This is a genomic window from Rubellimicrobium rubrum, from assembly GCF_006152115.1.
Lineage (GTDB): Bacteria > Pseudomonadota > Alphaproteobacteria > Rhodobacterales > Rhodobacteraceae > Rubellimicrobium > Rubellimicrobium rubrum.
This window is the reverse complement of record NZ_VDFU01000002.1, coordinates 201,054-224,062: the sequence shown is the minus strand read 5'-3', so window position 1 is coordinate 224,062 and position 23,009 is coordinate 201,054. Positions and strand designations below refer to the sequence as shown.

General features: G+C 69.2%; 20 protein-coding genes and 1 tRNA gene. 5 read left to right on the top strand and 16 right to left on the bottom strand.

What is annotated here, in order from left to right; genetic code table 11:
• Positions 1 to 7 precede the first annotated feature (7 nt).
• From deoC to FHG66_RS02615, 11 genes are all read right to left on the bottom strand, one after another.
• Positions 8 to 994 (bottom strand): deoxyribose-phosphate aldolase, encoded by a 987-nt coding sequence (gene deoC, locus FHG66_RS02665; protein WP_139075142.1) that lies wholly within the window; start codon positions 992 to 994, stop codon positions 8 to 10.
• 69 nt (positions 995 to 1,063) lie between these two features.
• Positions 1,064 to 1,936 (bottom strand): AraC family transcriptional regulator, encoded by an 873-nt coding sequence (locus FHG66_RS02660; RefSeq protein WP_176556096.1) that lies wholly within the window; start codon positions 1,934 to 1,936, stop codon positions 1,064 to 1,066.
• 64 nt (positions 1,937 to 2,000) lie between these two features.
• A complete protein-coding gene (locus tag FHG66_RS02655) occupies positions 2,001 to 2,837 on the bottom strand; it encodes an NAD-dependent epimerase/dehydratase family protein (RefSeq protein ID WP_139075141.1) in 837 nt (278 codons plus the stop codon).
• A gap of 9 nt (positions 2,838 to 2,846) precedes the next feature.
• Complete coding sequence (locus FHG66_RS02650) at positions 2,847 to 4,046, bottom strand: NAD(P)/FAD-dependent oxidoreductase (protein ID WP_139075140.1); 1,200 nt, start codon at positions 4,044 to 4,046, stop codon at positions 2,847 to 2,849.
• On the bottom strand, positions 4,034 to 5,659 hold the full coding sequence (locus tag FHG66_RS02645) for a hydantoinase B/oxoprolinase family protein (protein ID WP_139075139.1): 1,626 nt from the start codon (positions 5,657 to 5,659) through the stop codon (positions 4,034 to 4,036). The genes FHG66_RS02650 and FHG66_RS02645 overlap by 13 nt, the downstream gene beginning before the upstream one ends.
• Entirely contained in the window at positions 5,656 to 7,722 is a 2,067-nt protein-coding gene (locus FHG66_RS02640) for a hydantoinase/oxoprolinase family protein (RefSeq protein WP_139075138.1), read from the bottom strand. The genes FHG66_RS02645 and FHG66_RS02640 overlap by 4 nt, the downstream gene beginning before the upstream one ends.
• 60 nt (positions 7,723 to 7,782) lie before the next feature.
• Positions 7,783 to 9,417 carry an alpha-amylase family glycosyl hydrolase gene (locus FHG66_RS02635; protein ID WP_139075137.1) on the bottom strand — a complete coding sequence of 545 codons (1,635 nt, stop codon included), beginning with the start codon at positions 9,415 to 9,417 and terminating at the stop codon, positions 7,783 to 7,785.
• Between the two features lie 81 nt (positions 9,418 to 9,498).
• Positions 9,499 to 9,945: a hypothetical protein gene (locus tag FHG66_RS02630; protein ID WP_139075136.1), complete on the bottom strand. Its 447-nt coding sequence runs from the start codon at positions 9,943 to 9,945 to the stop codon at positions 9,499 to 9,501.
• Entirely contained in the window at positions 9,942 to 10,109 is a 168-nt protein-coding gene (gene hemP, locus FHG66_RS02625; protein WP_139075135.1) for a hemin uptake protein HemP, read from the bottom strand. Before hemP ends, FHG66_RS02630 begins: the two co-directional genes overlap by 4 nt.
• Positions 10,110 to 10,217: 108 nt before the next feature.
• Positions 10,218 to 10,886 (bottom strand): GntR family transcriptional regulator, encoded by a 669-nt coding sequence (locus tag FHG66_RS02620; protein ID WP_139075134.1) that lies wholly within the window; start codon positions 10,884 to 10,886, stop codon positions 10,218 to 10,220.
• 31 nt (positions 10,887 to 10,917) lie between these two features.
• Entirely contained in the window at positions 10,918 to 11,607 is a 690-nt protein-coding gene (locus FHG66_RS02615; RefSeq protein ID WP_139075133.1) for a M48 family metallopeptidase, read from the bottom strand.
• 130 nt (positions 11,608 to 11,737) lie between these two features.
• Here FHG66_RS02615 and FHG66_RS02610 point away from each other — a divergent pair, with 130 nt between their 5' ends.
• Together FHG66_RS02610 and FHG66_RS02605 are read left to right on the top strand one after the other, a co-directional pair.
• A complete protein-coding gene (locus tag FHG66_RS02610) occupies positions 11,738 to 12,058 on the top strand; it encodes a TIGR02300 family protein (protein ID WP_139075132.1) in 321 nt (106 codons plus the stop codon).
• A gap of 103 nt (positions 12,059 to 12,161) precedes the next feature.
• Positions 12,162 to 12,237: transfer RNA gene (locus FHG66_RS02605), tRNA-Ala, on the top strand.
• Positions 12,238 to 12,358: 121 nt separating this feature from the next.
• Here FHG66_RS02605 and FHG66_RS02600 read toward each other — a convergent pair.
• Together FHG66_RS02600 and FHG66_RS02595 are read right to left on the bottom strand one after the other, a co-directional pair.
• Positions 12,359 to 16,078 (bottom strand): PAS domain-containing protein, encoded by a 3,720-nt coding sequence (locus FHG66_RS02600; protein ID WP_139075131.1) that lies wholly within the window; start codon positions 16,076 to 16,078, stop codon positions 12,359 to 12,361.
• Between the two features lie 153 nt (positions 16,079 to 16,231).
• Positions 16,232 to 18,382: a putative bifunctional diguanylate cyclase/phosphodiesterase gene (locus tag FHG66_RS02595; protein WP_139075130.1), complete on the bottom strand. Its 2,151-nt coding sequence runs from the start codon at positions 18,380 to 18,382 to the stop codon at positions 16,232 to 16,234.
• 277 nt (positions 18,383 to 18,659) lie between these two features.
• On the opposite strand from FHG66_RS02595, the gene FHG66_RS21465 reads away from it, so the two are divergent.
• The gene (locus FHG66_RS21465) at positions 18,660 to 18,824 is read left to right on the top strand and encodes a hypothetical protein (RefSeq protein WP_176556095.1); all 165 of its coding nucleotides are present in this window, start codon (positions 18,660 to 18,662) and stop codon (positions 18,822 to 18,824) included.
• Here FHG66_RS21465 and FHG66_RS02590 read toward each other — a convergent pair.
• On the bottom strand, positions 18,821 to 20,248 hold the full coding sequence (locus tag FHG66_RS02590) for a helix-turn-helix domain-containing protein (RefSeq protein WP_139075129.1): 1,428 nt from the start codon (positions 20,246 to 20,248) through the stop codon (positions 18,821 to 18,823). The genes FHG66_RS21465 and FHG66_RS02590 overlap by 4 nt on opposite strands.
• Positions 20,249 to 20,398: 150 nt before the next feature.
• Between FHG66_RS02590 and aceA the strand changes: the two genes are divergently transcribed.
• Positions 20,399 to 21,685, top strand: a complete 1,287-nt coding sequence (aceA, locus tag FHG66_RS02585; protein ID WP_139075128.1) for an isocitrate lyase — start codon at positions 20,399 to 20,401, stop codon at positions 21,683 to 21,685.
• Between the two features lie 32 nt (positions 21,686 to 21,717).
• Positions 21,718 to 21,942, top strand: a complete 225-nt coding sequence (locus FHG66_RS02580) for a hypothetical protein (protein WP_139075127.1) — start codon at positions 21,718 to 21,720, stop codon at positions 21,940 to 21,942.
• A 180-nt stretch (positions 21,943 to 22,122) separates the two neighbouring features.
• On the opposite strand, the gene bfr is transcribed toward FHG66_RS02580, so the two are convergent.
• Positions 22,123 to 22,635 carry a bacterioferritin gene (bfr, locus tag FHG66_RS02575; RefSeq protein ID WP_139075126.1) on the bottom strand — a complete coding sequence of 171 codons (513 nt, stop codon included), beginning with the start codon at positions 22,633 to 22,635 and terminating at the stop codon, positions 22,123 to 22,125.
• Positions 22,632 to 22,871, bottom strand: a complete 240-nt coding sequence (locus FHG66_RS02570) for a (2Fe-2S)-binding protein (protein WP_139075125.1) — start codon at positions 22,869 to 22,871, stop codon at positions 22,632 to 22,634. Before FHG66_RS02570 ends, bfr begins: the two co-directional genes overlap by 4 nt.
• Positions 22,872 to 23,009 lie beyond the last annotated feature (138 nt).

The window sequence follows — 23,009 nt, the reverse complement described above, 5'->3', positions numbered from 1 at the left end:
TTCCCCCTCAGGCCAAGGCGTGCCGCCAAGAGGCGGAATAGGCGCCCGTCACATGATGCTCGAGCTGCCTCTCGATATCGCCCAGAAGCGAGGATGCCCCGAAGCGGAGCAGGTCCGGCCGGAGCCAGCGGTCCCCCAACTCGTCCTTGACCAGCGCGAGGTGGTTCAGCGCGTCCTTGGCCTTGCTGATGCCGCCAGCGGGCTTGTAGCCCACGCGGATGCCGGTCGCGTCGTGATAGTCGCGGATCGCGCGGATCATGGTCAGCGTGACGGGCAGGGTGGCGTTGACGCTTTCCTTGCCGGTCGAGGTCTTGATGAAGTCCGCCCCGCCCATCATGCAGACCAGCGACGCGCGGGCCACGTTCCTCAGCGTCCCCAGTTCGCCCGTGGCGAGGATGGCCTTCACATGCGCCTCGCCGCAGGCCTCACGCATCTCGCGCATCTCGTCGTACAGGGCCTGCCAGTTGCCGGTCAGCACGTGGCGTCGCGAGATGACGATGTCGATCTCCCGCGCGCCGGCGGCCACGCTTTCGCGGATCTCCTGGATACGGAGATGAAAGGGCGACAGACCCGCCGGAAAGCCCGTGGACACGGCGGCGACCGGGAGGTCCGTGCCCCGCAGGGCCGCCACGGCGGCAGGCACCATGTCGTGATACACGCAGACGGCGCCAACGGTCAGCCCGGTCATGCCCAAGGTTTCCAGGATCTCGGGGCTGACCGGTTGCCGGGCCTTGGCGCACAGGCGGCGCACCCGGCCTTCGGTGTCGTCGCCCGAAAGCGTCGTCAGGTCGATGACCGAGATGGCCCGGCACAGCCACGCGGCTTGCCAGTCCTTCTTGACCGACCGCCGTCCCGGCAGCGTCGCCGCGCGCCGCTCAATGGCCGAGGTGTTGGCCTGCACCCGCCGGACCCAGTCGAGGTCGAGGGGCAGTCCGGGGTTGCGGGGTTCGTGGAGCGCCGCCGGAGCGAGCGTCTGGGCTCTGTCGATCTGCACGGGCGACCTCCCTTGTCTGCGCAACCTGTCGCACAGAGGTACCCCATGAAGCAAGGTTTGACCACTTGGTCAAATCTCCTCGCCCGAGTCCTTTGCAGGCAGTCCCGGCTGCATGAGGTCGTGCTGGTGGCGGCGGCGCCAGGCGGCGGGGGTGGTGCCGTGCGCCTCGCGGAAGAGGCGGTGAAAGTGCGACAGGTTCTCGATCCCGCATTCGGCCGCGATCTCGGCCAGCGGATCGCTCGATCCAGCCAGCCGCCGCGCGGCATGGGCCATGCGGCGGGCGTTGACGTAGTCGGTCGGTGTCTGCCCCAGGAAGCGCTGCGCCGTGCGGCTGACATGCGGATGGGCGCGTCCCGCGGCCCGGACGAAGCCTGCCGCCCCTTCGCGGAACACCTTGGGCGACAGGGCGGCCACGCAGGCCACGCGAAGCCAGTCCGGCGCGTCGTCGGGCAGCGGCACGTCCTCGGCCATCAGGGCCGCGACCAGCGGAAGCAGGAAGCCCTCGGCCGCAAGCGCGTCGCGCCCGCTCCGCTCCAACCGCAGGGCCGCCTGGTTCAACTCGGCCAGTTGCCGGCTGTCGCGCCCCAGGATGGTGGGGGCGGGTGCCCAGAACAGCCGCCCGCCCAACGCCGGATGACGCTGCCCTAGGTCAGCCACCAGACCGGGATGCAGCGCGACCGCCACGACCAGCGTGTCCTCGCCCCGGCTCTGGAGCGCGTGCGCGTGCTCGGGCCGCAGGAACAGGAGCGTGCCCTCGGGCAGGTCGCGGCGTCCGGCTGGGGTGTGGTGGCGCAGGGTGCCGTTCTGGACCCAGAGCAGTTCGAAGAAGTCGTGGTCATGCAGCCCCAGGGGCCGCGATGGCGTCAATGTCGCCCGTGTCAGGGCGACGGCATCGCGGCCCAGGACCTCGGCGGCACGAAGGGTGCGGATGACCGGGGTCACGGCTGCGATGTCCCACCTTTCGACTGACGTTGCCGTGCCAGAGGAGCAGAACGCCCCCTCCGCGTCAGCCCCCCTTGACCAGCTTCGCCAGCCCCGCGACCCCGCTTTCGCCCAAGGCGACCGTGGCGAAGGGGCCGCCCAGCCGCATCTGCGCGAGGTTCGACGGGTCGGGCCTGCTCGCCTTGGCCAGGATCGCGGCGGCATGGGTTTCGGCATTGTCCCGGGGCCGGTAGCCCAGAAAGGCGACCCTGGCGTTCGACACCGGCGAGCGGTCGTTGTCGGACACCCCATAAACGACGCAGAACCCCGTCGTAGGGGAGTCCACCGCCCGCTCGACCAGATGCACGAGGTCGCGGCGCGACAGCCAGGTGCCCAGCGCGCGGGGGTTCTCCGGCGACTCGGTGGCCGAGAAGATCCTCAGGCACACGGCTTCCAACCCCCGCTTCTCCCAGTAGAGCCGCGCGAGGTCTTCGGCAAAGCACTTGCTGAGCCCGTAGAAGGTGTCGGGGCGGTGCGGCGCGTCGGTGTCGATGCCCGCGTTCGTCTCCCACATGCCGACCGCATGGACCGAGGAGGCATAGACGACCCGGCGCACCCCGGCGCGGTAGGCCGCCTCCCAGATCACGTAGGAGGACAGGAAGTTCGGGCGAAGAAGCTCCTCGAAGGACCGCTCGTCGGGGATGCCGACGAAGTTGACGATGATCTCGGCCCCCTCCATCAGCGGAGCGACCTGATCCAGTTCGGCGCAGTCGGCCACGGCCCAGGACTCGTTGGAGGCGAGGGGGCCGGGGGCGTCCTTGAGGTCCACGCAGACGAGGGCCTCGCACATCCGCGACAGGGGCTCGCGGAGCGTGGAGCCCAGTTCGCCCGCGGCGCCGGTGAGGACGATCTTCTTCAGCATGTCATACCCTCAGATGATGGCGCGTTCGCGCAGGGGCTCGCCCCGCGTAATGCGGTCGTAGCCGAGCGGGGACAGGTCGAGGCTTCGCCAGCCGCCATGGAGGATCCATTCCGCCAGCCCGCGTCCCACGGCGGGGGCCTGCTGGAAGCCATGGCCCGAGAAGCCGTTGGCGAAGAGCAGGTTTGGGACGTCCGGCGACGGCCCCAGCACCGCGTTCTGGTCGAGCGTGTTGTAGTCGTACTGGCCGACCCAGGTGGACACGACCCGCAGCCGCTCGAAGGACGGGATGCGCGTGGCGAGGGCGGGCCACATGACCTCCTCCCACAGCGCGTGGTCCATGACGAAGTCGTCCGGGTCGGCGGCATGGTCGGGGTCGGGGAGGCAGCCCGCGAGGTAGTTGCGCCCATCCGTGCGGACATGGACGCCCGAAGGATCGATGGTCAGCGGCAGGTCCTTGGGCAGGGGCTCGGCGGCGCTGAACAGGACGGAGTAGCGCTTGCGCGGCTCCACCGGCAGGGACAGGCCCGCCATGGCGGCGATGCGCGGGCCACGGGTTCCGGCGGCGTTGACGACCCAGCCGCAGCCGATCGTCTCGCCGCTCGACAGGGTCACGCCCGTCACGCGGTCGCCCTGCACTGCCAGCCCGGCGACCTCGTTCCGGATGGTCTCGACGCCCTTGGCGCGCGCCTTGCGGCGGAACCAGTCGAAGATGGTCGCGCCGTCAAAGTACCCTTCGTCCACCGGATTGTGCGAGCCGCAGAGGATGTCGTCGACCTCGTACCAGGGCCATTCGGCCTTGATCTCGGCGGGGCTCAGGATGCGGGTCGCGGCGCCCAAGCGGTTCTGCATCGCCGCGTTGTCGCGCAGCACGTCCGCGAAGTCCTCGTTGTCGGCGAGGTATAGGTAGCCGAAGCTCTGGAGCCGGATCTCGGGCGCCTCGGGGTCCTCCATCCAGTCGCGGAAGCTGTGGATGAACTCGGCTCCGAAGCGGGAGATCAGGACGTTGACCTCCTGACCGAACTGCTGGCGGATAGAGGAGTGGGAGAGCGAGGATGCCGCCTGCGCGTAGGTCGGGTCGCGCTCCACCACCAGGATGCGGCCTTTGAAGGCCGGGTCGCCGGACAGCCACCACGCGACCGAGGAGCCGATCATCGCCCCGCCGACGATCACCACGTCATAGGAGGCGTGCTGGGGCGTCACGGTGTCCATCCGTAGTCGCGCTTGGCCGCCTTCTCCGAGATGTAGCCCAGCCGCACGTCGCGGGCGACGGCCTGGAGGTCCCGCTCGGACGGGGGCCCCATGCCGCCCCCACCGGGGAAGGCCAGTCGGACGGTCTGCCCCTCGGGCACCGCGAAGCGGGCCTTGGCGGGAAAATCCGTGCCATCCGAAAGCTGGACCACCGTGGGACCACCCTCGGTCCCGCCCTGCCGACCCCGCGCCGGATGCGCCTTGCGATCAAATTGGGCGCGGAACTCCATCGTGAAGCCCTCGCGGGGCCCGACCTCCATGTATTGGCCGAGGCCGCCGCGTTGTCGGCCCGCGCCGCCCGAGTCGGGGCGCAGCTCCTTGCGGTGGATGACGATGGGACCCGCGTGCTCGGTCGCCTCGACGGGCATGGTCATCACGCCCGATGGAAAGGCCGTGGCGTTGAGGCCATCGAGCCGGGGCCGCGCGCCGGTGCCGCCGGAGTTGAAGGTCAGCACCTCGGACCGTTCGCCGTTGGAGCCCCGCAGGGAGACCTGGAAGTTGCAGAGCGCGCCCGCGCCCTCGGCAGGGACGGTGTCGGGCAGGATCTGGTCGAGCGCGCCAAAGACGGTGTCGGGGATCAGGTGCCCGATGACGTGGCGCAGCGCGACCGGGTGCGGGCGGCGGGCGTTGACGATGGTGTTCTCGGGCGCTGTCACCCGGAACGGCGCAAGCGATCCGGCGTTGTTCGGCACCTCGGGCGCCAGCGCGATCTTGAGCGCGTAGGCGGCGTAGGCGACCGTGTAGATGAAGGGGACGTTGATCCCCTTGGGGTCGGGGGCCGAGGTGCCCGCGAAGTCCACCAGCACGTAATCGGGAAAGGTCTCCACACTCGCGGCCAGTGTGATGGGCGTGGCGTAGCCGTCCGTTGTCATCGTGTTGCAGGCGCGGGCCTTTGGCAGCCTCGCGATGGCCGCGACCGTCGCCTCGTGCGAGGCGTCCACGATGAAGTCGGCCAGCGCCTCGATGTCGGACAGGCCGTATTCATCAAGCATCGCGCCCAGGCGGCGCAGCCCCACCTCGTTGCAGGCGGCCAGCGCGTAGATGTCCCCGATCACCTGATCGGGTTCGCGGGTGTTGACGCGGAGCATCTGGATCAGGGTGCGGTTGACCTCCCCCCTGTCGATGAACCGCAGGATCGGGATCTGGAGCCCTTCCTCGTAGACCGATTCCCCGTCCGCGCCAAAGCCCCTACCGCCGATGTCCACCACATGCGCCGTACAGCCGAAGTAGCCGACTAGGCTCCCCTTGTGGAACACCGGCGTGACCACGGTGATGTCATGGAGGTGCCCGGTGCCCATCCAGGGGTCGTTGGTGATGTAGACGTCGCCCTCGGTCATCGTGTCCACGCCGATCTCGCGCATGAAGTGCGCGACGGCGGCGGCCATGGCGTTGACGTGGCCCGGCGTGCCGGTCACGGCCTGCGCCAGCATCCGGCCCCGCTGGTCGTAGATGCCGGCGGACAGGTCCCCGGCTTCGCGCACGGAGGTGCTGAACGCCGTGCGGATGAGGGCCTGGGCCTGCTCCTCCACGATGGAGATCAGGCGGTTCCACATGATCTGGCTTTGGACGCTCATGAGGTTCTCCGGATGTCGAGCACGCCATCGGCACGGCCGGTGACGGTGAAACCCCGGGGCACGATCACGGTCGTCTCCGCCTCGGTCACCGCCAGCGGCCCCTGGGCGACCATGCCGTCGGTCAGCCGTTCGCGCGGGAGCGTCCGCCCGTCAGCCCAAGCACCGGTCACGGGGTCGAACAGGCGACGCGGCGTGCCCTCGACGTCCCCGGCGGGACGGGTCTCTGGCGTGGGGACCGTGGGCGCGAGCGGGGTGGCGGCGTTGACCGCCCAGACGGTGATCTCCACCGGCAGCCCTTCGACTGCGCGGCCGAACAGGGCGGCGTAGCCGAGCGCGAAGCGGTGGCCCAGCGCGTCGGCCGTGGGCGCGGCCGCAAGATCGCCGTCCAGCGCCACCGGGATCTCCCAGCCCTGGCCCTTGTAGCGCATATAGACCTTGGCGTCGGTGCGGACATCGGCGTGGGGGTCGCAGGACCGGACAAAGCCCGCTGCCTCCTCAGACAAGTCCGCCAGGATCGTCCGGGCCAGGGCCCCGTCGAAGGCGTCGAGCCGCATGTAGACGGATCGCGTCGCCTCGAAGGCGTAAGGGGCGCGCAGGAACCCGATGGCCGAGCCCACCCCCGCCCCCGGCGGCACGAGGAGGCGCGTGATGCCAAGCTTCTCGCACAACCGCCCCGCATGAAGGGGGGCCGCGCCGCCAAACGCGATCATGGTGTAATCGGACAGGTCCTGGCCGTTCTCGACCGCGTGGACACGGGCGGCGTTGGCCATGTTCTCGTCCACGACCTCGGAGACGCCAAAGGCGGCCTGCACGGCGTCCATGCCCAGATGGCCCCCGACCTCGGCCACAAGGGCCTGTTCGGAGCGGTCGGGATGGAGGAGGATGGTGCCCCCGGCAAAGTTGTCGGGGTCAAGGCGGCCAAGGATCAGGTCGGCGTCCGACACGGCAGGACGCAGGCCACCGCGCCCGTAGGCGGCAGGGCCGGGCTCGCTTCCGGCGCTTTCGGGGCCTACGCGGATCTGGCGCATGGAGTCCACATGAGCGAGGGAGCCGCCGCCCGCCCCGATCTCCACCATGTCGATCACGGGGATGCTGATGGGCATCCCGGACCCCTTCTTGAAGCGGGTCGAGCGGGCGACCTCGAAGACGCGGGCCGTCTTGGGCTGGCCATCGCGGATCAGGCAGATCTTGGCGGTGGTGCCGCCCATGTCAAAGCTCAACACGCGGTCGAGGTTGTGGCGGCGCGCTACGTCGGCCGCAAAGATCGCGCCCCCGGCGGGGCCGGATTCGACAAGGCGGACGGGGAACTGGGCTGCGGTCTCGATGGACACGATGCCGCCGCCGGAATGCATCAGGAAGATGGGGCAAGCTGCGCCCTCATGGGCGAGCCGTTCGCGCAAGCGGCCCAGATAGCTTTCCATCATCGGCTTGACGTAGGCGTTGGCGCAGGTGGTGTTGAAGCGTTCGTATTCCCGCATCTGGGGGGACACGTCGCTCGACAGCGACACCGACAGTGTCGGGAGCCTGTCGGCCAGCACCTCGCGCACAAGTCGCTCGTGGTCGGGGCGGAGGTAGCTGTGCAGGAACCCCACGGCGATGCTGTCAAAGCCCTCCAGGCGGTCGGCCAGCGCCTCTACCTCGGTGCGGTCCAGCGGCGTCAGGATATTGCCCCCGGCATCCACCCGTTCGCGCAGGGTGAAACGGGCGTCGCGCGGGATCAGCGGCTCGGGCAGCACGATGTTGAGGTCGTACTGCTCGAACCGGCTCTCGGTCCGCATCTCGATCACGTCGCGGAAGCCCTCGGTGGTGACGAGGGCGGTGCGAGCGCCCCGCCGCTCGATCAGGGCATTGGTGGCCAGCGTCGTGCCGTGGATGATCCGGGTCAGGGCGGAGGGCGAAAGGCCCGCCTTGGCGCAGACCTGCCGCATCCCGTCCAGAATGGCGTCCTCGGGCGCGGCGTAGGTCGTCAGGACCTTCGTGGAGTGGAGACGCCCGCCCGTTTCGAGCACAACGTCCGTGAAGGTGCCGCCGATATCGACGCCGAGGTTCGCTTCTTCGGTCATGGTGGGGCGACGCTAGCCGCGCCACCCCCCGATTGGAACCCCCGCGCGGGGGCCGTGCCGCTACGACGCCGAGCGGCCCGCGCTGTCCGCCACGACGCCCAGCGGACCATCGGACTCCAGCGTGACATAGCCATGGGCGGGCAGGCTCACCGTCAGGCCGTCCACCTCCGCATGGATAGGCCCCACCGGCAGCGCCGGGCCCGACAGCGTCAGGGTCAGCGGCCGTTCGCCAAGGTTGAACAGGCAGGTCAGCACCGTGTCTCCCTGCGAGCGGACGATCCCCAGCACCGGCTCGGGCAGGTCGAGGAAGCTGGTGGCCCCCTGCGTCAGCGCCGGATGCGACTTCCGGAAGGCGAGGCTCGACCGGTAGGCGTGCAGGACGGAGTCGTTCCTCGCTTCCTGCAGGTCCACGGCGCGGGCGGCCTGCGGCGCCTTGACGGGCAGCCACGGGATGCCGGTCGAGAAGCCCGCGTTGGTCTGCTCGTGCTCCCAGACCATGGGCGTGCGGCAGCCGTCGCGTCCCTTGATCTCGGGCCAAAAGGAAATGTAGCCGAGGTCGCGCAACTCCTCGAAGAGGATGTCGGTCTCGGTCTGGCCCAGTTCCTCGCCCTGATAGAGGCCGAGCGTGCCGGGAAAGCTGGCGAGCAGCGCGATGGACTGCCGGGCCACCGCGTCCACGTCGCCGCCCGGCTTGGTCCAGCGGGTCGCGTGGCGCTGGACGTCGTGGTTGGAAAACGACCAGCAGGGCCAGCCGTCCGGAGCCTTGTCCAGGAACTTGGAGATGCGGCTGCGGAAATGCTCGGCCGTGTGGTCGTGGCTCAGGAACTCGAAGCTGTAGGCCATGTGCAGCTTGTCGCCGCCCGAGGTGTATTCGGCCATGATGTCGATCTGGCGCCCGGCCTCGCCGACCTCGCCCACCATCATGATGTCGGGGTATTCGTCCGTGAGCTTGCGCATCCGCTGAAGGACCGCGATGTTCTGCGGCCGGGTCTTGGAAAAGCGGTGGTCCTGCGCCTCGTAGGGGTTCGTCGGGAAATCGGTCCAGTCCGAGGGCGGGTTGTCGCGAAGCTTCTTGTCGTGGACGAAGAAGTTGACGGTATCCAGCCGGAAGCCGTCCACGCCCCGCTCCAGCCAGAAGCGCATGGATTCAAGAAGCGCGTCCACGACCTCGGGGTTATGGAAGTTGAGGTCCGGCTGTTCGGTCAGGAAGTTGTGCAGGTAATACTGCCGCCGCCCGGCGTCGAAGTGCCAGGCCGAGCCGCCGAACACCGACAGCCAGTTGCTGGGCGGCGTGCCGTCGGCCTTGGGGTCGGCCCAGACATACCAGTCGGCCTTGGAGTTCGTTCGGTCCTTGCGGCTTTCCTTGAACCAGGAATGCTGGTCCGAGGTGTGCGACAGCACCTGGTCGATGATGACCCGCAGGCCCAGCCGGTGCGACTCCGCGATCAGCGCGTCGAAGTCGTCGAGCGTCCCGAACAGCGGGTTCACGGCCGTGTAGTCGGACACGTCGTAGCCCATGTCGCGGTCCGGCGAGGCAAAGAACGGCGACAGCCAGATGGCGTCCACCCCAAGCGACGCCACATGGGACAGCCTGCGGGTGATCCCTGGCAGGTCGCCCACCCCATCCCCGTTCGAATCCTGAAACGACCGGGGATAGATCTGGTAGATCACCGCGTCCCGCCACCACTCACGCATTCTGCACGCTCCACTTTCTGCACCGCAGCGCGCCCTTAACGCGGATCGGGCGGTGCTGCTAGGCGCAACCGCGACGCAGCGTCAGTGGAGGGCGGAAGGCCGCTGCCAGGAAACGAGCGCCGAGCGCAACGCCAGCCCCGCCGCCTGCGCCAGATGCACGAGGATGGGGGCAAGGTCATGGCGCACCATGCAGCAGGCCAGCATCAGCGCGTCCTCGCGGTCGCCCTCGGTCGCGGTCCGGACAAGCTGGGCAAAGGCGGCCTCGTCGGCCCCCAGGCACAGGCATCCGCCGCCATGACGCATCAGCGGCCGCCGGCAGCCCGACAGGCACTGGCGGCAAAGCGCGTCAAAGGCCCGCGCGGCACGGTCGCCGTGATCCTCGCCCAGCGCGCAGCCCAGGTCCTCGGCCAGCGCCTCGTGCCCGCCATCGCACCAACGGCGCAGCGCCCGGACCGACAAGCCTTCGAGCGGCTGAAGCGTGTCGATGCGTCCGACGGGGGCGCCCCCGATGGATGCCGCCCCGCTCATTTGGTGAGGATCAGCTTGCCCGCGCGCGTGATGCGCAGGGTGTAGGTCTGGCCGTCGAGGACGATCTGGCCGACCCCGGTTGGTCCCACGAGGTCACGGGCATCATGGACCGGATCGGCGGGCGGGCGCGGGGCGGGCATGGGCACAAGGGACAGTTGGGCCATCGGAAAGCCTCCTGAGGCGGGGACGAGGGATGGCTGTCCCGCAAGGCAGGATGGCTGGCGATGAAGTTGAGTGAAACAGTAGGGTTTGTCAACCGCCCCGTCGGGCTGTCAACTCTTGAGGAGGCGGAGCCCCTGCGTCACGTCCGTCCGCACCGCCAGCCGCAATCCCGGCTCGTCCCCCGCCTTCAAGGCCGCCAGGATCAGCCGGTGGTTCCGTGGCGGCTCCGTCCGCTGAAGCCGCCCATAGAGCGCCCGCATCGTGGGGCCGAGCTGCAGCCACACTGTTTCAGTCAGCGCGAGGATCGCCGGGGACTGGGCCCGCAGGTAAAGGGTGCGGTGGAACTCCAGGTTCACGCGGATGTAACCGGTCGCGTCATGGCGGGCGACCATGCGGCTCACGCCTTCGTTGATGGCCTCCAGCCGCTCGATCAGGGCGAAGTGGGCGCGGGGCAGGGCGCGGGACGCCAACTCGGGCTCGAGCATCGCACGCAGGGTCGCCAGCTCCTCGATGCGGTCGTTGGACAGCGCCGGAGTGGAGATGCGGCCCGACAGGGACAGCGTCAATGCTCCCTCGGCCGCAAGGCGCTGCACGGCCTCGCGCGCGGGGGTCATGGAGACGCCGAACTCCTTGCCGATGCCGCGCAGGGTCAGCGAGGCGCCGGGTGCGATCTCCCCATGCATGATGCGCGCGCGCAGGGCGCGGTAGATGCGGTCATGGATGCGCGCGCCGGGATCGGCGGGCTTGTCGAGGGCGACAGGGCGGGGCTCGGAGGTCATGGTCCCTTGTGCGGCCCCCGGCGCCCTTCGGTCAACCGAGCCTCAACCGGTGAAGGCCCACGCCTTCGGCCCGCAGCCAGTCGCGGTGTTCCTCGAAACCGGGGCAGATCTCGCCCACCAGCGCCCAGAAGGCCGGCGAATGGTCCATGCGCGCCAGATGCGCGACCTCGTGCGCGGCCACGTAGTCCAGCACCGGCGGCGGCGCGAGCACCAGCCGCCACGAGAACATCAGGTGCCCGTCCGCCGTGCAGGACCCCCATCGCGAGCGCGGGTCGCGCAAGGTCAGGCGCGTCCAGCTCCGCCCGACGAGGCGGGCGTAACGGTCGGAGGCCGCCGCGAGCCGGTTGCGCGCCTCGGTCCGTAGAAAGGCGGCCAAACGCGGGATCAGCCGCTCGGGCTCGTCGGGCAGGATCAGCCGGTCGCCATCCAGCCCGACGCGCCGCCCCGGACCGGGGCAAAGCCGCACCTCGCCCCCCGCAAACGGGATCAGTTCGCCAAATGCAGGACGGATCAGGGTCGGCGCCTGCGCCAGATGCCCACGCAGCCACCCCTCGCGTTCCTGCAGGAAGGCCAGTCCGTCCCCCAACCGGGCCCGCAGGGGCAAGGTCAGTGTCACCCGCCCGTCAGCGCCCGAGATCCGCAGGGACAGCCGCCGCGCCCGGGCCGAGCGGCGCAGGGCCACAGCGACCGGCGGATCGCCTGGAAGAATGTGGTCCTTCACTGGCCTGACCCCCGGACCCAAAGCCTTTGACACCCGTTGCCAGTTATGGCAGGGCACCCCGATCCGCCGCAAGTGCGAGATTCCCTGGGGTCTCCATTCGCGCGATCCGCATGAACGAAAGGATCATTCGATGCCCAAGGAAGAATGGGGCAAGAAGCGCATCTGCCCGACGACCGGCAAGCGCTTCTACGACCTGAACCGCACTCCGATCGTCAGCCCCTACACGGGCCAGGTCGTCAGCATCGAGGTGGGCCGGTCGCGCACCATGGTCGCCGACGCCGAGGACGCGCAGACCAAGCGCCTCAAGATCGGCGACGAGGAAGACCTGCTGCTCGACGACGATGACGCGGTCGAGGACGACGCTGATCTCGGCGACGAAGTGCTTGAGGACGACGAGGACGAAGAGGTCTCGTTCGAGGATCTGGGCGACGTCGCCGGCGACGACGAATAGTTTTCGCTGGGGAATGCAGGGGCTCGAAAAAGAGCCCTTGCGCTCTCCTCCGACGCCTACTAGGAAGCGTCGCGCAGGCTGAAGAGACCCAAGCCTGCCGGATGGGGCCATAGCTCAGCTGGGAGAGCGCTTGCATGGCATGCAAGAGGTCAGCGGTTCGATCCCGCTTGGCTCCACCAAACCTTCTTGGTTCCTGATAATCGACCTGCGACCGGGATGGTCGCGCAGGCGCACCGGACGCCCCTGATCGGTGCAAGCCGAACCGGGCTATGCCGTTCCGACGCCGCGCGGGCCGTGCCGTCACGGGTCTGAAATCGGCTCCCCCTCCGAGTCCCCCCCTGAGGCGAGCATCCGCGCGAGCAGCATCGCGAGGTCGGACTGACGGAACGGCTTGGCCAGCACCGCGATCCCGCGGGTCTGCTCGGGCGGCAGATTCGCATAGCCCGTGATCATCAGCACCGGCAGGTCGGGCAGGCGCGACCGTAGTTCCGCCGCCAGGTCCGCCCCGCTCATGCCGGGCATCATGTGATCCGTGACCAGCGCGTCCGGCCTGATTCCCTGGCGCAGGGCGTCCAGCGCCTCGGCGGCGGTCCCGGCCTCGATGACGGCGTAGCCCAGGTCCCGCAACTCCTCGGCGGTGGATAGCCGGACGAGCGCCTCATCATCCACGAGAAGGACCACCGATGGCCGTGCGGCGCGGGGCGCGACCGCGGCGACGGCGCGTTCCGGCGCGGCCTCCTCCTCGTCCGCAACGGGAAGCCAGAGCGTGGCGGTGGTGCCCAGGCCCACCCGGCTGGCCAGGGTGAACAGCCCTCCCGACTGGGCGGCCAGCCCATGCACCATGGACAGGCCCAGGCCCGTGCCCTTGCCCATGGTCTTTGTGCTGAAGAACGGCTCGACGGCACGCTGGAGCACGGCCTCGTCCATCCCCGTCCCGGTATCCACCACCGTGACGCGCATGTAGCGGCCCGGGGGCAGGCCCAGGGCCCGCACGGCCGGCGCGCCCGACTCCTCGGCCGAGATGGTGAGCCGCCCTCCGCCGGGCATCGCATCGCGGGCGTTCACGCTGAGGTTCAGGAGCGCCAGTTCAAGCTGGTTGGGGTCCACCAGGACGGGCGGCAGATCCGCTGACACCTGCACGCGCACCTCGATGGTAGGGCCAAGGCTCCGGTCGATCAGCTCTCGCATGCCCTCGACCAGCCCGCCCAGATGGACGGCCCGGGGCTGGAGCGTCTGGCGGCGGGCAAACGCCAGAAGGCGCTGCACCAGGGTCTTGGCCCGTTCCGCCGCCTGCAGGGCGCCGCCGATCAGCCGCTCGGACCGCTCGTCGGTGACGCGCCGGCGCAAGATGTCGAGCCCGCCGACGATAGGGGTGAGAAGGTTGTTGAAATCATGCGCGATGCCGCCCGTCAGCTGCCCGATCGCTTCCATCTTCTGGGACTGCTGCAGCGCCTCCTGCGCCTCGATGAGCTGGGCCGACCGCTCGGCCACACGGTTCTCGAGCGTTTCGTTGGCGCGCTGCACCGCCTGGAACAGCCGGGCGTTGTCGATCGCGATGGCCGCCTGCGCGGCAAGCCCAACCATCAACTGCTCGTGGCGGTCGGTGAAACGGCCGGGCTCGGGGTGGCCGAACAGCAGCCCGCCCAGAACTTGGCCCGAATGGGCCACCACCGGAACGCCCAGGTAGCTGCGAACGGGCAGGTGGCCGGGCGGCATCCCGCGATGCGGTTCGAGCTGCCCATAGCGCTGGTCCGTCTGGATGTCGTCGGCGCGCACGACCCCTTCGTTGCGGAAGGTCGGGCCAAAGACCCCGGTCGCCCGCACGCCGCCCAATCCCTCGAAGTCTGCGCGCTCCGCCCCTGCCAGGGTGTAAAGGTGCAGCCGCTCGCCGCTGTCATCGAGGACGTTGTGGAAGAAGGCCCCGAACTTCGCCCCGGTGAGCTTGACCCCCGCATCCGTGAGACTCTGAACCAGCCGCTCCAGATCCAGTTCCCCGGCCAGGGCAAGGCCCGCCCGGTTCAGCGTCTCGAGGATCTGCGATTCCTCGAGGAGGGCGGCTTCGGCGGCCTTGCGGGCGGTGATGTCCACAAAGGCGGCGACCGCCCCGGCCGGCCGTCCCGCGGCGTCGCGCAGGGGCGTCGCGTTGCCCAGGATGTCGATATGGCTGCCGTCGTCAAAGGCGACCCGGTATTCGCGGTCCGCTACCGTCTCGCCGCGCGCGGCGGTCTGAACCGGCAGATCGCGGGGGGCAATCTCCCGCCCTTCCGTGTCCAGGAAGCGGAAATGCCGCGTCGGCGTGCCGGGCACGCCCTTGGACTGGTTCTCGCCCTGCGGCACGCGAAGGAACTCGTGCGACCGGGCGTTCCCGGTGATCTCCTGCGCGTCGGGGTCATGGGTGATCCAGATGCCGGCCGGCACGGCATCGAGCACCGCGTGCAACTCCTCGGCCTGGGCGCGCTGCGCGGCCTCCACCTCCTTGCGGGCCTGGATGTCCTCGCTGGTGCCATACCAGCGCAGGACGCGGCCGCCCGGGTCCCGGCGCGGATAGGCGCGCGAATGCATCCAACGGGTGCGCCCGTCCGTCAGGCGGATGCGATACTCGTGGTCGTAGGGCTCGTTTTCGGCAGTGGACTTGGCCCAGGCCTCCTGCGAGGGGCCGAGGTCCTCGGGATGGAGCGCCTCCAGCCAGGTCGCGCCCAGGCCGCTCGTTCCGGTCAGGGCGCGCCAGCGGGGCGACATATGCTCGACAAGGCCGTCCGGCCCGGCCGTCCAGGATATCTGCGGGCTCAGCTCCACGGCGTGGCGGTAATGATCCTCGCTTTCCCGCAGCGCGGCCTCGGCACGCCGCTGCTCGGTCAGGTCGGCCGCGATGCACAGGACGCTGCCCACGCGGTCCCCGGCGGCCCGGATCGCGGTCACGTTGTTGTGGACCCAGACCACCCGGCCGTCCGGCCGGACATAACGCTTCACGATTTCGAAGGCCTCGCCCACCGAGGTGAGCCGTCGGAACATCGGCTGGTTCCCGGCCAGGTCCTCGGGATGCGTGATGTCCTGCATACGCAGGGTCAGCAATTCCTCGCGCGGGCGGCCCACGATCTCGCAGTAGCGGGCGTTCGCCCGGATGAAGCGGCCGCCCACGTCGGTCTCGCAGATGCCGACCGTGGCCTGCTCGAAGATGGCGGCGAGGTGGGCCTCGCTTTCGCTCAGGGCCTCTTCCGTGCGCTTGGCCTCGGTGATGTCGAGGACGGTGCCCAAGAAGCGGACGGCCCGACGCCCCTGTCCCTCGCCCTCGAAGATGGCCCGCCCGCGCGCGGCGACCCAGCGCACCGTTCCGTCAGGCCAGAGCGCGCGGTATCGGCTGTGGAACCGTCCCGGCCCGGCCGGATCGAGAGCCCCCGCCGTGGCGTCGAGAAGGCTCGCCCGGTCCTCGGGGTGGACGCGGGCCATGAAAACGTCGTCGTCCACCGGCGCGTCGGGCGGCAGGCCGAACATCGCCTTGCACAGGTCCGACCACCGAAGCTTGCGGCTGAGCGGCAGCCAGTCGAAGGTTCCGACGCCCGACGCCTCCTGCGACAGGCGGAGCCAGCGTTCGGCCTCGCGCGCGTCGGCCTCGGCCTGCTTGAGGTCGTGCACGTCGGTGCAGGTGCCCAGCCATTGCCGGATGCGGCCGTCGGGATCGCGCTGCGCGGCGGCCCGGCCCTGGAACCAACGGTACTGCCCATCGCCGCGGCGCAGCCGGTATTCCACGTCCACGGGATCGCCTTGGCGTAGCGCCGCCTCCCAGGGGGCGGCGGCCCGGTCCCTGTCATCGGGATGAATGATAGCCGTCCAGCCGCTTCCGCTCAGCGCGGCGAGCGACAGGCCGGTATAGGCCTGGTAACGGGCGTTGGCGTAAATGGTCGCGCCGGCGGCATCGGTCACGAAGGCAACGGAGGGCAGGGCGTCGAGCATCGCCCGCGCGGATGCGTCCAGGGTCGCCGCCCTGCTGCCCAAGTCCGGAACCTCCGCGTTCGCCGTCATGCTTTGATCCAACGTCCCGCCAGGGCTTTACTCAAGTCCACGTCGCCTGCCGGGTCAACCAAACCCTTGCGTCGCTTGCGATTAGACCTCCAGGTTGTGCCGGCGAAACCGCGCGGTCGTTCGAAACCGGGCTTATGACGCACGCCCCAAAGGTCAGGCGACGGCCACTTCGACGGCGGCCTCATGGATGCCGTCGGGCAGCCAGTGCTCGATCAGGCGCGGCAAGTGCATGGGACGTCCCAGATGGTAGCCCTGCGCCAGGTCGCATCCCAGCCTCCGGAGGAGGTCGAGTTCCTCCTGGTTCTCGATCCCCTCGCAGACCACGCAAAGACCCAGGCCGTGCGCCATCATGATCATGCCGTTCACCACGGACACGGCGGACGCCGACCGCTCGACCTCGGCCACGAAGCTGCGATCGATCTTGAGCGAGCCGAAGCCCATCTGCTTGAGGTAGCCGATCGAAGAGTATCCCGTCCCGAAGTCGTCCAGCGCCGTCGAGAAGCCTGCCGCGTGCAACTCCTCCAGCCGCTCGGCGGCGAGCCTGGGGTCGTCCACCAGAACGGCCTCGGTCAGCTCGACCTCGATGCGGCCGGGGTCGATCCCGCGCCGCTGCAGGCTCCCGACCACCGACGGGATGAAGTCGGGCGCCATGAGCTGGAGGGGCGAGATGTTGATGCTGACCTGCAGGCCCGGATGCGCCGCAAGGTCGTCGCAGACAAGCTGGAACAGGCGGCGTCCCAGTTCGACGATCAGGCCCGCCTGCTCGGCCACCGCGATGAAGCGCGGCGCTGGCACCGGTCCCAGCTCGGCCGAGGTCCAGCGGGCCAGCGCCTCGGCCCGGACCAGGCGGCCATCGCGGCCGACGATGGGCTGATAGGCCAGCGACAGTTCCCCCGGTCGCTCCAGGGCCCGCCGCAGCCCCTGCTCGATCAGGGACGCGTCCCGCGAAGCCTGCTCAATCACGGTGCTGAAGGCCACGAGGCCACGCCCCTTGTGGCGCTTGGCCTCGTACATGGCGAGGTCGGCCTGCCGCACGAGCGCGTCGCCGGTCATCCCGTCGGCGTCCTGAACCGCGTAGCCCATGGCCATGCTCAGGCGCATCTGGTGGCCCAGAACGCTGAAGGGTGGCCCCAACTCCACATCCACCGCTTGCGCCAGCCGCTCGGTCCGGGGCTGAGCCGCCGGGCCGGTTACAACAAAGACGAATTCGTCGCCCGCGATGCGCGCCAGGATGCAGCCCGGGCCGGCCAGCCGCTCCAACCGCCGGGCCACGTCGGTGATGACCTGGTCGCCCGCCGCATGGCCGATGCTGTCGTTGATCCGCTTGAAGCCGTTCACGTCGAGGAACAGGACTGCCCTTTCCCCCGCCCGCGCCGGCTGGGCCAGCGCCTCGTTGAAGGCGGCGCGGTTGGGCAGGCCAGTCATTGCATCCGTCCGGGCTGCAACGGACGCGTGATACTCGGCAACCACGAGATGCTGGGCGTTGCGCCGCACCAGCGTCATCCCCAAGGCCGTCAGGCCGCTCGTGAGCAGGACAATAAAGAGAAGGGGCGGCAGCATCCGCTGGAGCATGGCCGTGCCCGGGCGGGGCATGTCCCAGGCCAGGTAGGCCACGGGTGTTCCATCGGCGCCCAGCAGCGGCAGGGATGACTGCGTGGCGGGCATCTCGTGCAGGACCCTGAGGCCGGACAGCAGGTAATCCTGGCCCAGGCGGCTCAGGCTGTCATCGGTCAGCCGGGTGCCGAGCAGCAGGCGGGCGGCCTCGTCCAGGGCAGGCGCGCTGCCGCCTTCGCCGGTGCCCTCCTCCACGCGGGCGACGGCGAGCACGAACAACGCCCCGTCCTGCCAGCCGAAGAACTCCACCCCGTCATAGCTGTCGATGGCAATCTCGGCGATCCTGCGTTCGGCAAGATCCAGGGTGGCTTGGTCCACAAGGCCCGACCGCGGCTCGACGAGCCCGTCGTCGGCCCAGCCGATGTCGCCAGGGAAAGGACCGCCCCAGACCACCGCCAGTTGGATCGCCTCGCCGGTGGTGGCGGATGAGCCGATGTTCTCGAAGATCCAATCGAGGTCGGCGGCCTGAACGTAGGGCAGCGCCGCCTCCCATTTGGCGTAGTCAAGTGTGATCAGCCTCGTCTGCGACAGCAGGTTGGCGCGGGCGCTCCGGATCTGGTGAAGCGAGTGGTCCCGCGCCTGATCGTCCAAGGCGCGCGTCATCCAGAGGATCGACACGCCGATGGTGAGCACGAACACCAGGATCGAACCGGCCATGACGGCAGCGATGCGGCTGGGAAGTTGATGCACCTTTGCGTCCCGTCCTTGGCTGGACCGATCGGATCCCCGGCACCCTCCCTAGCAGGCAGAGACTGACGATTGTCTTAACGGCTTGGTCACTTTCTGCAAACAGGGCTGTCTTTTTCGTCAGGGCGCGTCGGCGCGATCACGCAATCGGGGCTGTCGGGCCGGGTCCCATCGCGCTCCGGGCTTGGCGCGGGCGTCCGGCATCGTTAACTAGCGTCATGCGGCGCGCTTGGGTGGACACGCTTGGCCCGGCGCCGCGGCACGCAAGGACACACGGCCCATGGACTTGGTTCATTACGATCCGCCCTTGCCGGACCTGCCCCTGCTGCGCGGCCTGAGGCTGCCCGGCCGGGAGATCCCACCGCCGCCCCGGTTCGACTGGGCCGCCTATGTCATTCGCCTGGCCCAGGCCGTGGCCGGCCAGGACGACCCGCCTGGCCGCTAGCGCCCGAACGGCGACAGACCCCGCGTCCCTTCGCTCAGGTCCAGCCCGCCCAGGAGCGGGGGCGCGGCCCGGCTGGGGCAGTTGACCCGCTCGCACAGGCGGCAGTTCACCCCGATCCCGGTAGGGCGCATCTCCTTGAGGGCGCGGGCGTAGATCAGTTGGGGCGCGAAGCGCTCTTCGCAGCCTAGGCCCACGGCAAAGGCGGCTTCGGGCTCGCCCCAGGGCGCGGCGAGGCGGCGCACCATCCGGGCGACCGAGAACCAGCGTTTGCCGTCCGGCATCTCGATCAATTGGGTCAGTGTCCGCCCCGGATGGCGGAACACGTCGTGGACGTTCCAGCGCGGACAGGTGCCCCCGAAGCGCGAGAATGGAAAGGCGCCCGAGGAGAAACGCTTGGACACGTTCCCGGCGTTGTCCACTCGCACCATGAAGAACGGCACCCCGCGCGCGGAGGGGCGGGACAGCGTGGTGAGCCGGTGCGCCACCTGCTCGAAGCTCGCGCCCCAACGCGCGCCCAGCATCTCCACGTCGTAGCCCAGGTCCTGCGCCGAGGCGAGGAAGCGCCCATAGGGCATCATCAGCGCCGCCGCAAAGTAGTTGGCCAGCGTGATCCGCCCGAGCTTGCGGGCCTGCGGGTCCTTCATGTCCGATCGGGCCAGCGCCGAGTCCATGACGTCGGAGGCTTCCAGAAGGCCGATCTGGTAAGCCGCCTGGAACGCCCGTCCGGCGGGCTCCACCAACTCCGAGATCATCAGCTTGCGCCGATGGCGGTCGTAGTGGCGCAAGGTCACGCCCATGTCCTGATGGGTCATCACCTGCAGGCGGATGCCGTGCCGCGCCCGCAGCCGCAGCGTCAGGGCATGCAGCAGGTCGCCCTCCACCTGACCCAGTTCGGCGCTCAGGGACTCCGCCGCGTCCTCCAGCGACGGGAAATGGTTGTCCTGCTGCTGGAGAAAGGCCCGCACCTGCTCCACCGCGTCCGCGGCCTGGGGCAGGGGGTCGCCGCGCTCGGCTTCGGACCGTTCGCCCGCAAAGCCCGCGCCCAGTTCCGTGGCCCCCGCATAGGCCGCATGCAGGCGCTTGAAGGCCTGCAGCAGCGTCGGGGCCTGTTCCAGCGCTGACTTCACCTCCGCGCGTGGCACCTGCAGCGGCGCGAGCAGGGGGTCGGCCAGGACCTCCTCGATCTCGGCGGCCCCCTGGCTGTCTTCGGCCCCGGCAAAGTCGCGGGCGTCGATGGCGTAGGTCTCGGACAGCCGGATGAGCAGCTGGGCGGTCACGGGGCGCTGGTTGCGCTCCACGAGGTTGAGGTAGCTCACCGAGATCCCAAGCTCGGCCGCCATGGCGCTTTGCGACAAGCCTAGCGTCGCGCGCAGCCGGCGAAGCTGGGGCCCGGCCATGATCTTGCGCCGTCCGCTCGGGTCCATCCGATCCTCCTGTCAAAACACCTACAGTTTTACAATTTGCAGTCTGTACGATTTTGACAAGTCATCCTTTCGGCGGGGTTGTCCGTCTTGTTCCGATGCCGCGCTGCCGCAAAATGATCCTCAGACAAACGCACAGACGGGACCGCCCACATGACCGACCTCACCTTCCAGGACCTCGTCCCGCACGCTCCCGAAGGGCGCTTCGACGGGATCAACCGCCCCTACACCCCCGAGGATGTGCAAAAGCTGCGCGGCTCGCTCACCATCCAGCACACCTTGGCGGAGCGCGGCGCGAACCGCCTTTGGAAGCAGCTCCACGAGGAGCCGTTCATCAACGCGCTCGGCGCCGTCACCGGCAACCAGGCGATGCAGCAGGTCCGCGCGGGCCTCAAAGCCATCTACCTGTCGGGCTGGCAGGTCGCGGCCGACGCCAACACCGCCGGCGCGATGTACCCCGACCAGTCGCTCTACCCGGCCAACGCCGCGCCCGAGCTCTGCCGCCGCATCAACCGCACCCTTCGCCGCGCCGACGAGATCGAGGCCAGCGAAGGCAACGTCACCCGCGACTGGTACGTCCCCATTGTCGCCGACGCCGAGGCGGGCTTCGGCGGGCCGCTGAACTCCTTCGAGATCATGAAGGCCTTTATCGAGGCCGGTGCGGCGGGCGTCCACTTCGAGGACCAGCTCGCCTCCGAGAAGAAGTGCGGCCATCTGGGCGGCAAGGTCCTGATCCCCACTGCGGCGCACGAGCGGAACCTCGTGGCGGCCCGCCTCGCGGCCGACGTGATGGGCGTGCCGACGATCACCGTGGCGCGGACGGACGCCGAATCCGCCCAGCTCATCACCTCGGACGTCGATGAGCGCGACCATCCCTTCATCGACCGCGAGAACCGCACGACCGAGGGCTTTTTCCGGCTCAAGCCCGGCACCGGCCTCGACCACTGCATTGCGCGCGGCCTCGCTTATGCGGAGATCGCCGACCTTCTGTGGTGGGAAACCTCGCACCCCGACCTCGACGACGCCCGCAAGTTCGCGGAAGCGGTGCACAAGAAGTATCCGGGCAAGCTCCTCGCCTACAACTGCTCGCCGTCCTTCAACTGGAAGGCCAAGCTCGACGACGCGACCATCGCCAAGTTCCAGCGCGAGCTGGGCGCCATGGGCTACAAGTTCCAGTTCGTGACGCTGGCGGGCTTCCACAGCCTCAACCTGTCGATGTTCGACCTCGCGGACGGCTACCGCGACCGCGGCATGGCCGCCTACAGCGAGATGCAGCAGCGCGAGTTCGCGGCGACCGAGCGTGGCTTCACCGCCGTCCGCCACCAGCGCGAGGTCGGCACCGGCTACTTCGACCAGGTCGCCACCACGATCACGCAAGGCAAGTCGTCCACCACCGCCATGGGCGAATCGACCGAGACCGCCCAGTTCACCCACGCCTGACCCCGACACATCAGACCCCAGGAGGGCCGACCATGTACGACATGACTCCCGAAGCCCACGATGGCACCACCGCCATGACCGAACGGCAGATGGCTGGAATAGAAGCCGTGGCCGAGCAGCTGAACCGCCTCAACGCGACGATCCGCGAGGCGGTGGACGCGGGCCTCTCAATCGAGCTTCTCCGCTCCGAGCGCTACCACTGCGGCGGCGGCTGCTGGGGCGACATGATGAAGCCCGTCATCGTGAAGTGCGTCTGAGCCCAGCGGGCCCGGTCCTCCGGGTCCGACCATCGGCGTCCATGCCCCATGGTTCGGGGTTCCACATCCGGGAGCCCTGCCTCCACAGTCTTCCCGGGGACGTCCTTGGTAGAACAGCCTCCCTGACATGACTGGGGGCCCCGCGGGGCCCCCTTCGACGTTCCTGCCCGGCGCGCGGGCTCAGGTCTGGCCGTGGCCCCCCTCGCCGGCTTCCGCCTGATCGGCGGGTTCGGCGTTGAGGTGCTCGTAATGCTGGGTGCCGAGACGGTCGTAGAGGCCGAGTTGTGTTTCCAGGAAGTCGATGTGCCCTTCCTCGTCCCGCAGGAGCTCCATGAACAGCTCCTTGCTGACATAGTCGCCCACCTTGTCGCAAAAGCCGTAAGCCTCGCGGTAGAGCGCGGCGGCCTCTTGCTCGGCCGCCAGATCCGCCTCGATGGTTTCCCGCGCGTTCTGGCCGATGCGGAGGGGATCGAGCTTCTGGAGGTTCGGGTGCCCTTCCAGAAAGATGATGCGGGCGATGAGCCGGTCGGCGTGGTGCATTTCCTCGATGCTTTCCTCGCGGCTCTTCTTGGCCAGATGCCCCAGGCCCCAGTCCTCCTGCAGACGGTAGTGCAGCCAATACTGGCTCACGGCCGTCAACTCGCTGCGGAGCGCGCGGTTGAGGTACTCGATGACCTCGGGGTTGCCCTTCATGCCCTGTCCCTTTGCTGTTCGCGCAGGATCGGAACGCCTGCGGGGACTTCGAGGTTAACATTTCGCTCCATGGTGGCAAGGAAATGCGGCAGGCATCCCCCGCAATCGGGGCGCTTGCCCAGCGCGCGATAGACCTTGCCGGGCGTGATGATCGTGTCCGTATCCGCGGCGCGCATCCAGTCGATGGCCGCGTGGATGTCACGATCCGAGATGCCATTGCAGTGGCAGACCATCATGGCGCGGAACTCCCCTTCAGCGCGTTCCGCGATGCCTGACTGTTTTGCTCGGTTCCGTCAATCCTGACTGAAACACTTAGTGCGCCTGCGACACGGGATCGTGACGGGGACTCGGTTAGGGCGCGGCCGCGTTGCGGG

Coding starts and splice junctions, on each gene's coding strand:
- FHG66_RS21465 (WP_176556095.1), top strand. CDS start 18,660: ATGGACTTGGTTCATTACGATCCGCCCTTGCCGGACCTGCCCCTGCTG.
- FHG66_RS02590 (WP_139075129.1), bottom strand. CDS start 20,248: ATGGACCCGAGCGGACGGCGCAAGATCATGGCCGGGCCCCAGCTTCGC.
- FHG66_RS02655 (WP_139075141.1), bottom strand. CDS start 2,837: ATGCTGAAGAAGATCGTCCTCACCGGCGCCGCGGGCGAACTGGGCTCC.
- FHG66_RS02645 (WP_139075139.1), bottom strand. CDS start 5,659: ATGAGCGTCCAAAGCCAGATCATGTGGAACCGCCTGATCTCCATCGTG.
- FHG66_RS02610 (WP_139075132.1), top strand. CDS start 11,738: ATGCCCAAGGAAGAATGGGGCAAGAAGCGCATCTGCCCGACGACCGGC.
- FHG66_RS02650 (WP_139075140.1), bottom strand. CDS start 4,046: ATGGACACCGTGACGCCCCAGCACGCCTCCTATGACGTGGTGATCGTC.
- bfr (WP_139075126.1), bottom strand. CDS start 22,635: ATGAAGGGCAACCCCGAGGTCATCGAGTACCTCAACCGCGCGCTCCGC.
- FHG66_RS02580 (WP_139075127.1), top strand. CDS start 21,718: ATGTACGACATGACTCCCGAAGCCCACGATGGCACCACCGCCATGACC.
- FHG66_RS02630 (WP_139075136.1), bottom strand. CDS start 9,945: ATGAGCGGGGCGGCATCCATCGGGGGCGCCCCCGTCGGACGCATCGAC.
- FHG66_RS02635 (WP_139075137.1), bottom strand. CDS start 9,417: ATGCGTGAGTGGTGGCGGGACGCGGTGATCTACCAGATCTATCCCCGG.
- FHG66_RS02600 (WP_139075131.1), bottom strand. CDS start 16,078: ATGACGGCGAACGCGGAGGTTCCGGACTTGGGCAGCAGGGCGGCGACC.
- FHG66_RS02570 (WP_139075125.1), bottom strand. CDS start 22,871: ATGATGGTCTGCCACTGCAATGGCATCTCGGATCGTGACATCCACGCG.
- FHG66_RS02640 (WP_139075138.1), bottom strand. CDS start 7,722: ATGACCGAAGAAGCGAACCTCGGCGTCGATATCGGCGGCACCTTCACG.
- FHG66_RS02620 (WP_139075134.1), bottom strand. CDS start 10,886: ATGACCTCCGAGCCCCGCCCTGTCGCCCTCGACAAGCCCGCCGATCCC.
- aceA (WP_139075128.1), top strand. CDS start 20,399: ATGACCGACCTCACCTTCCAGGACCTCGTCCCGCACGCTCCCGAAGGG.
- hemP (WP_139075135.1), bottom strand. CDS start 10,109: ATGGCCCAACTGTCCCTTGTGCCCATGCCCGCCCCGCGCCCGCCCGCC.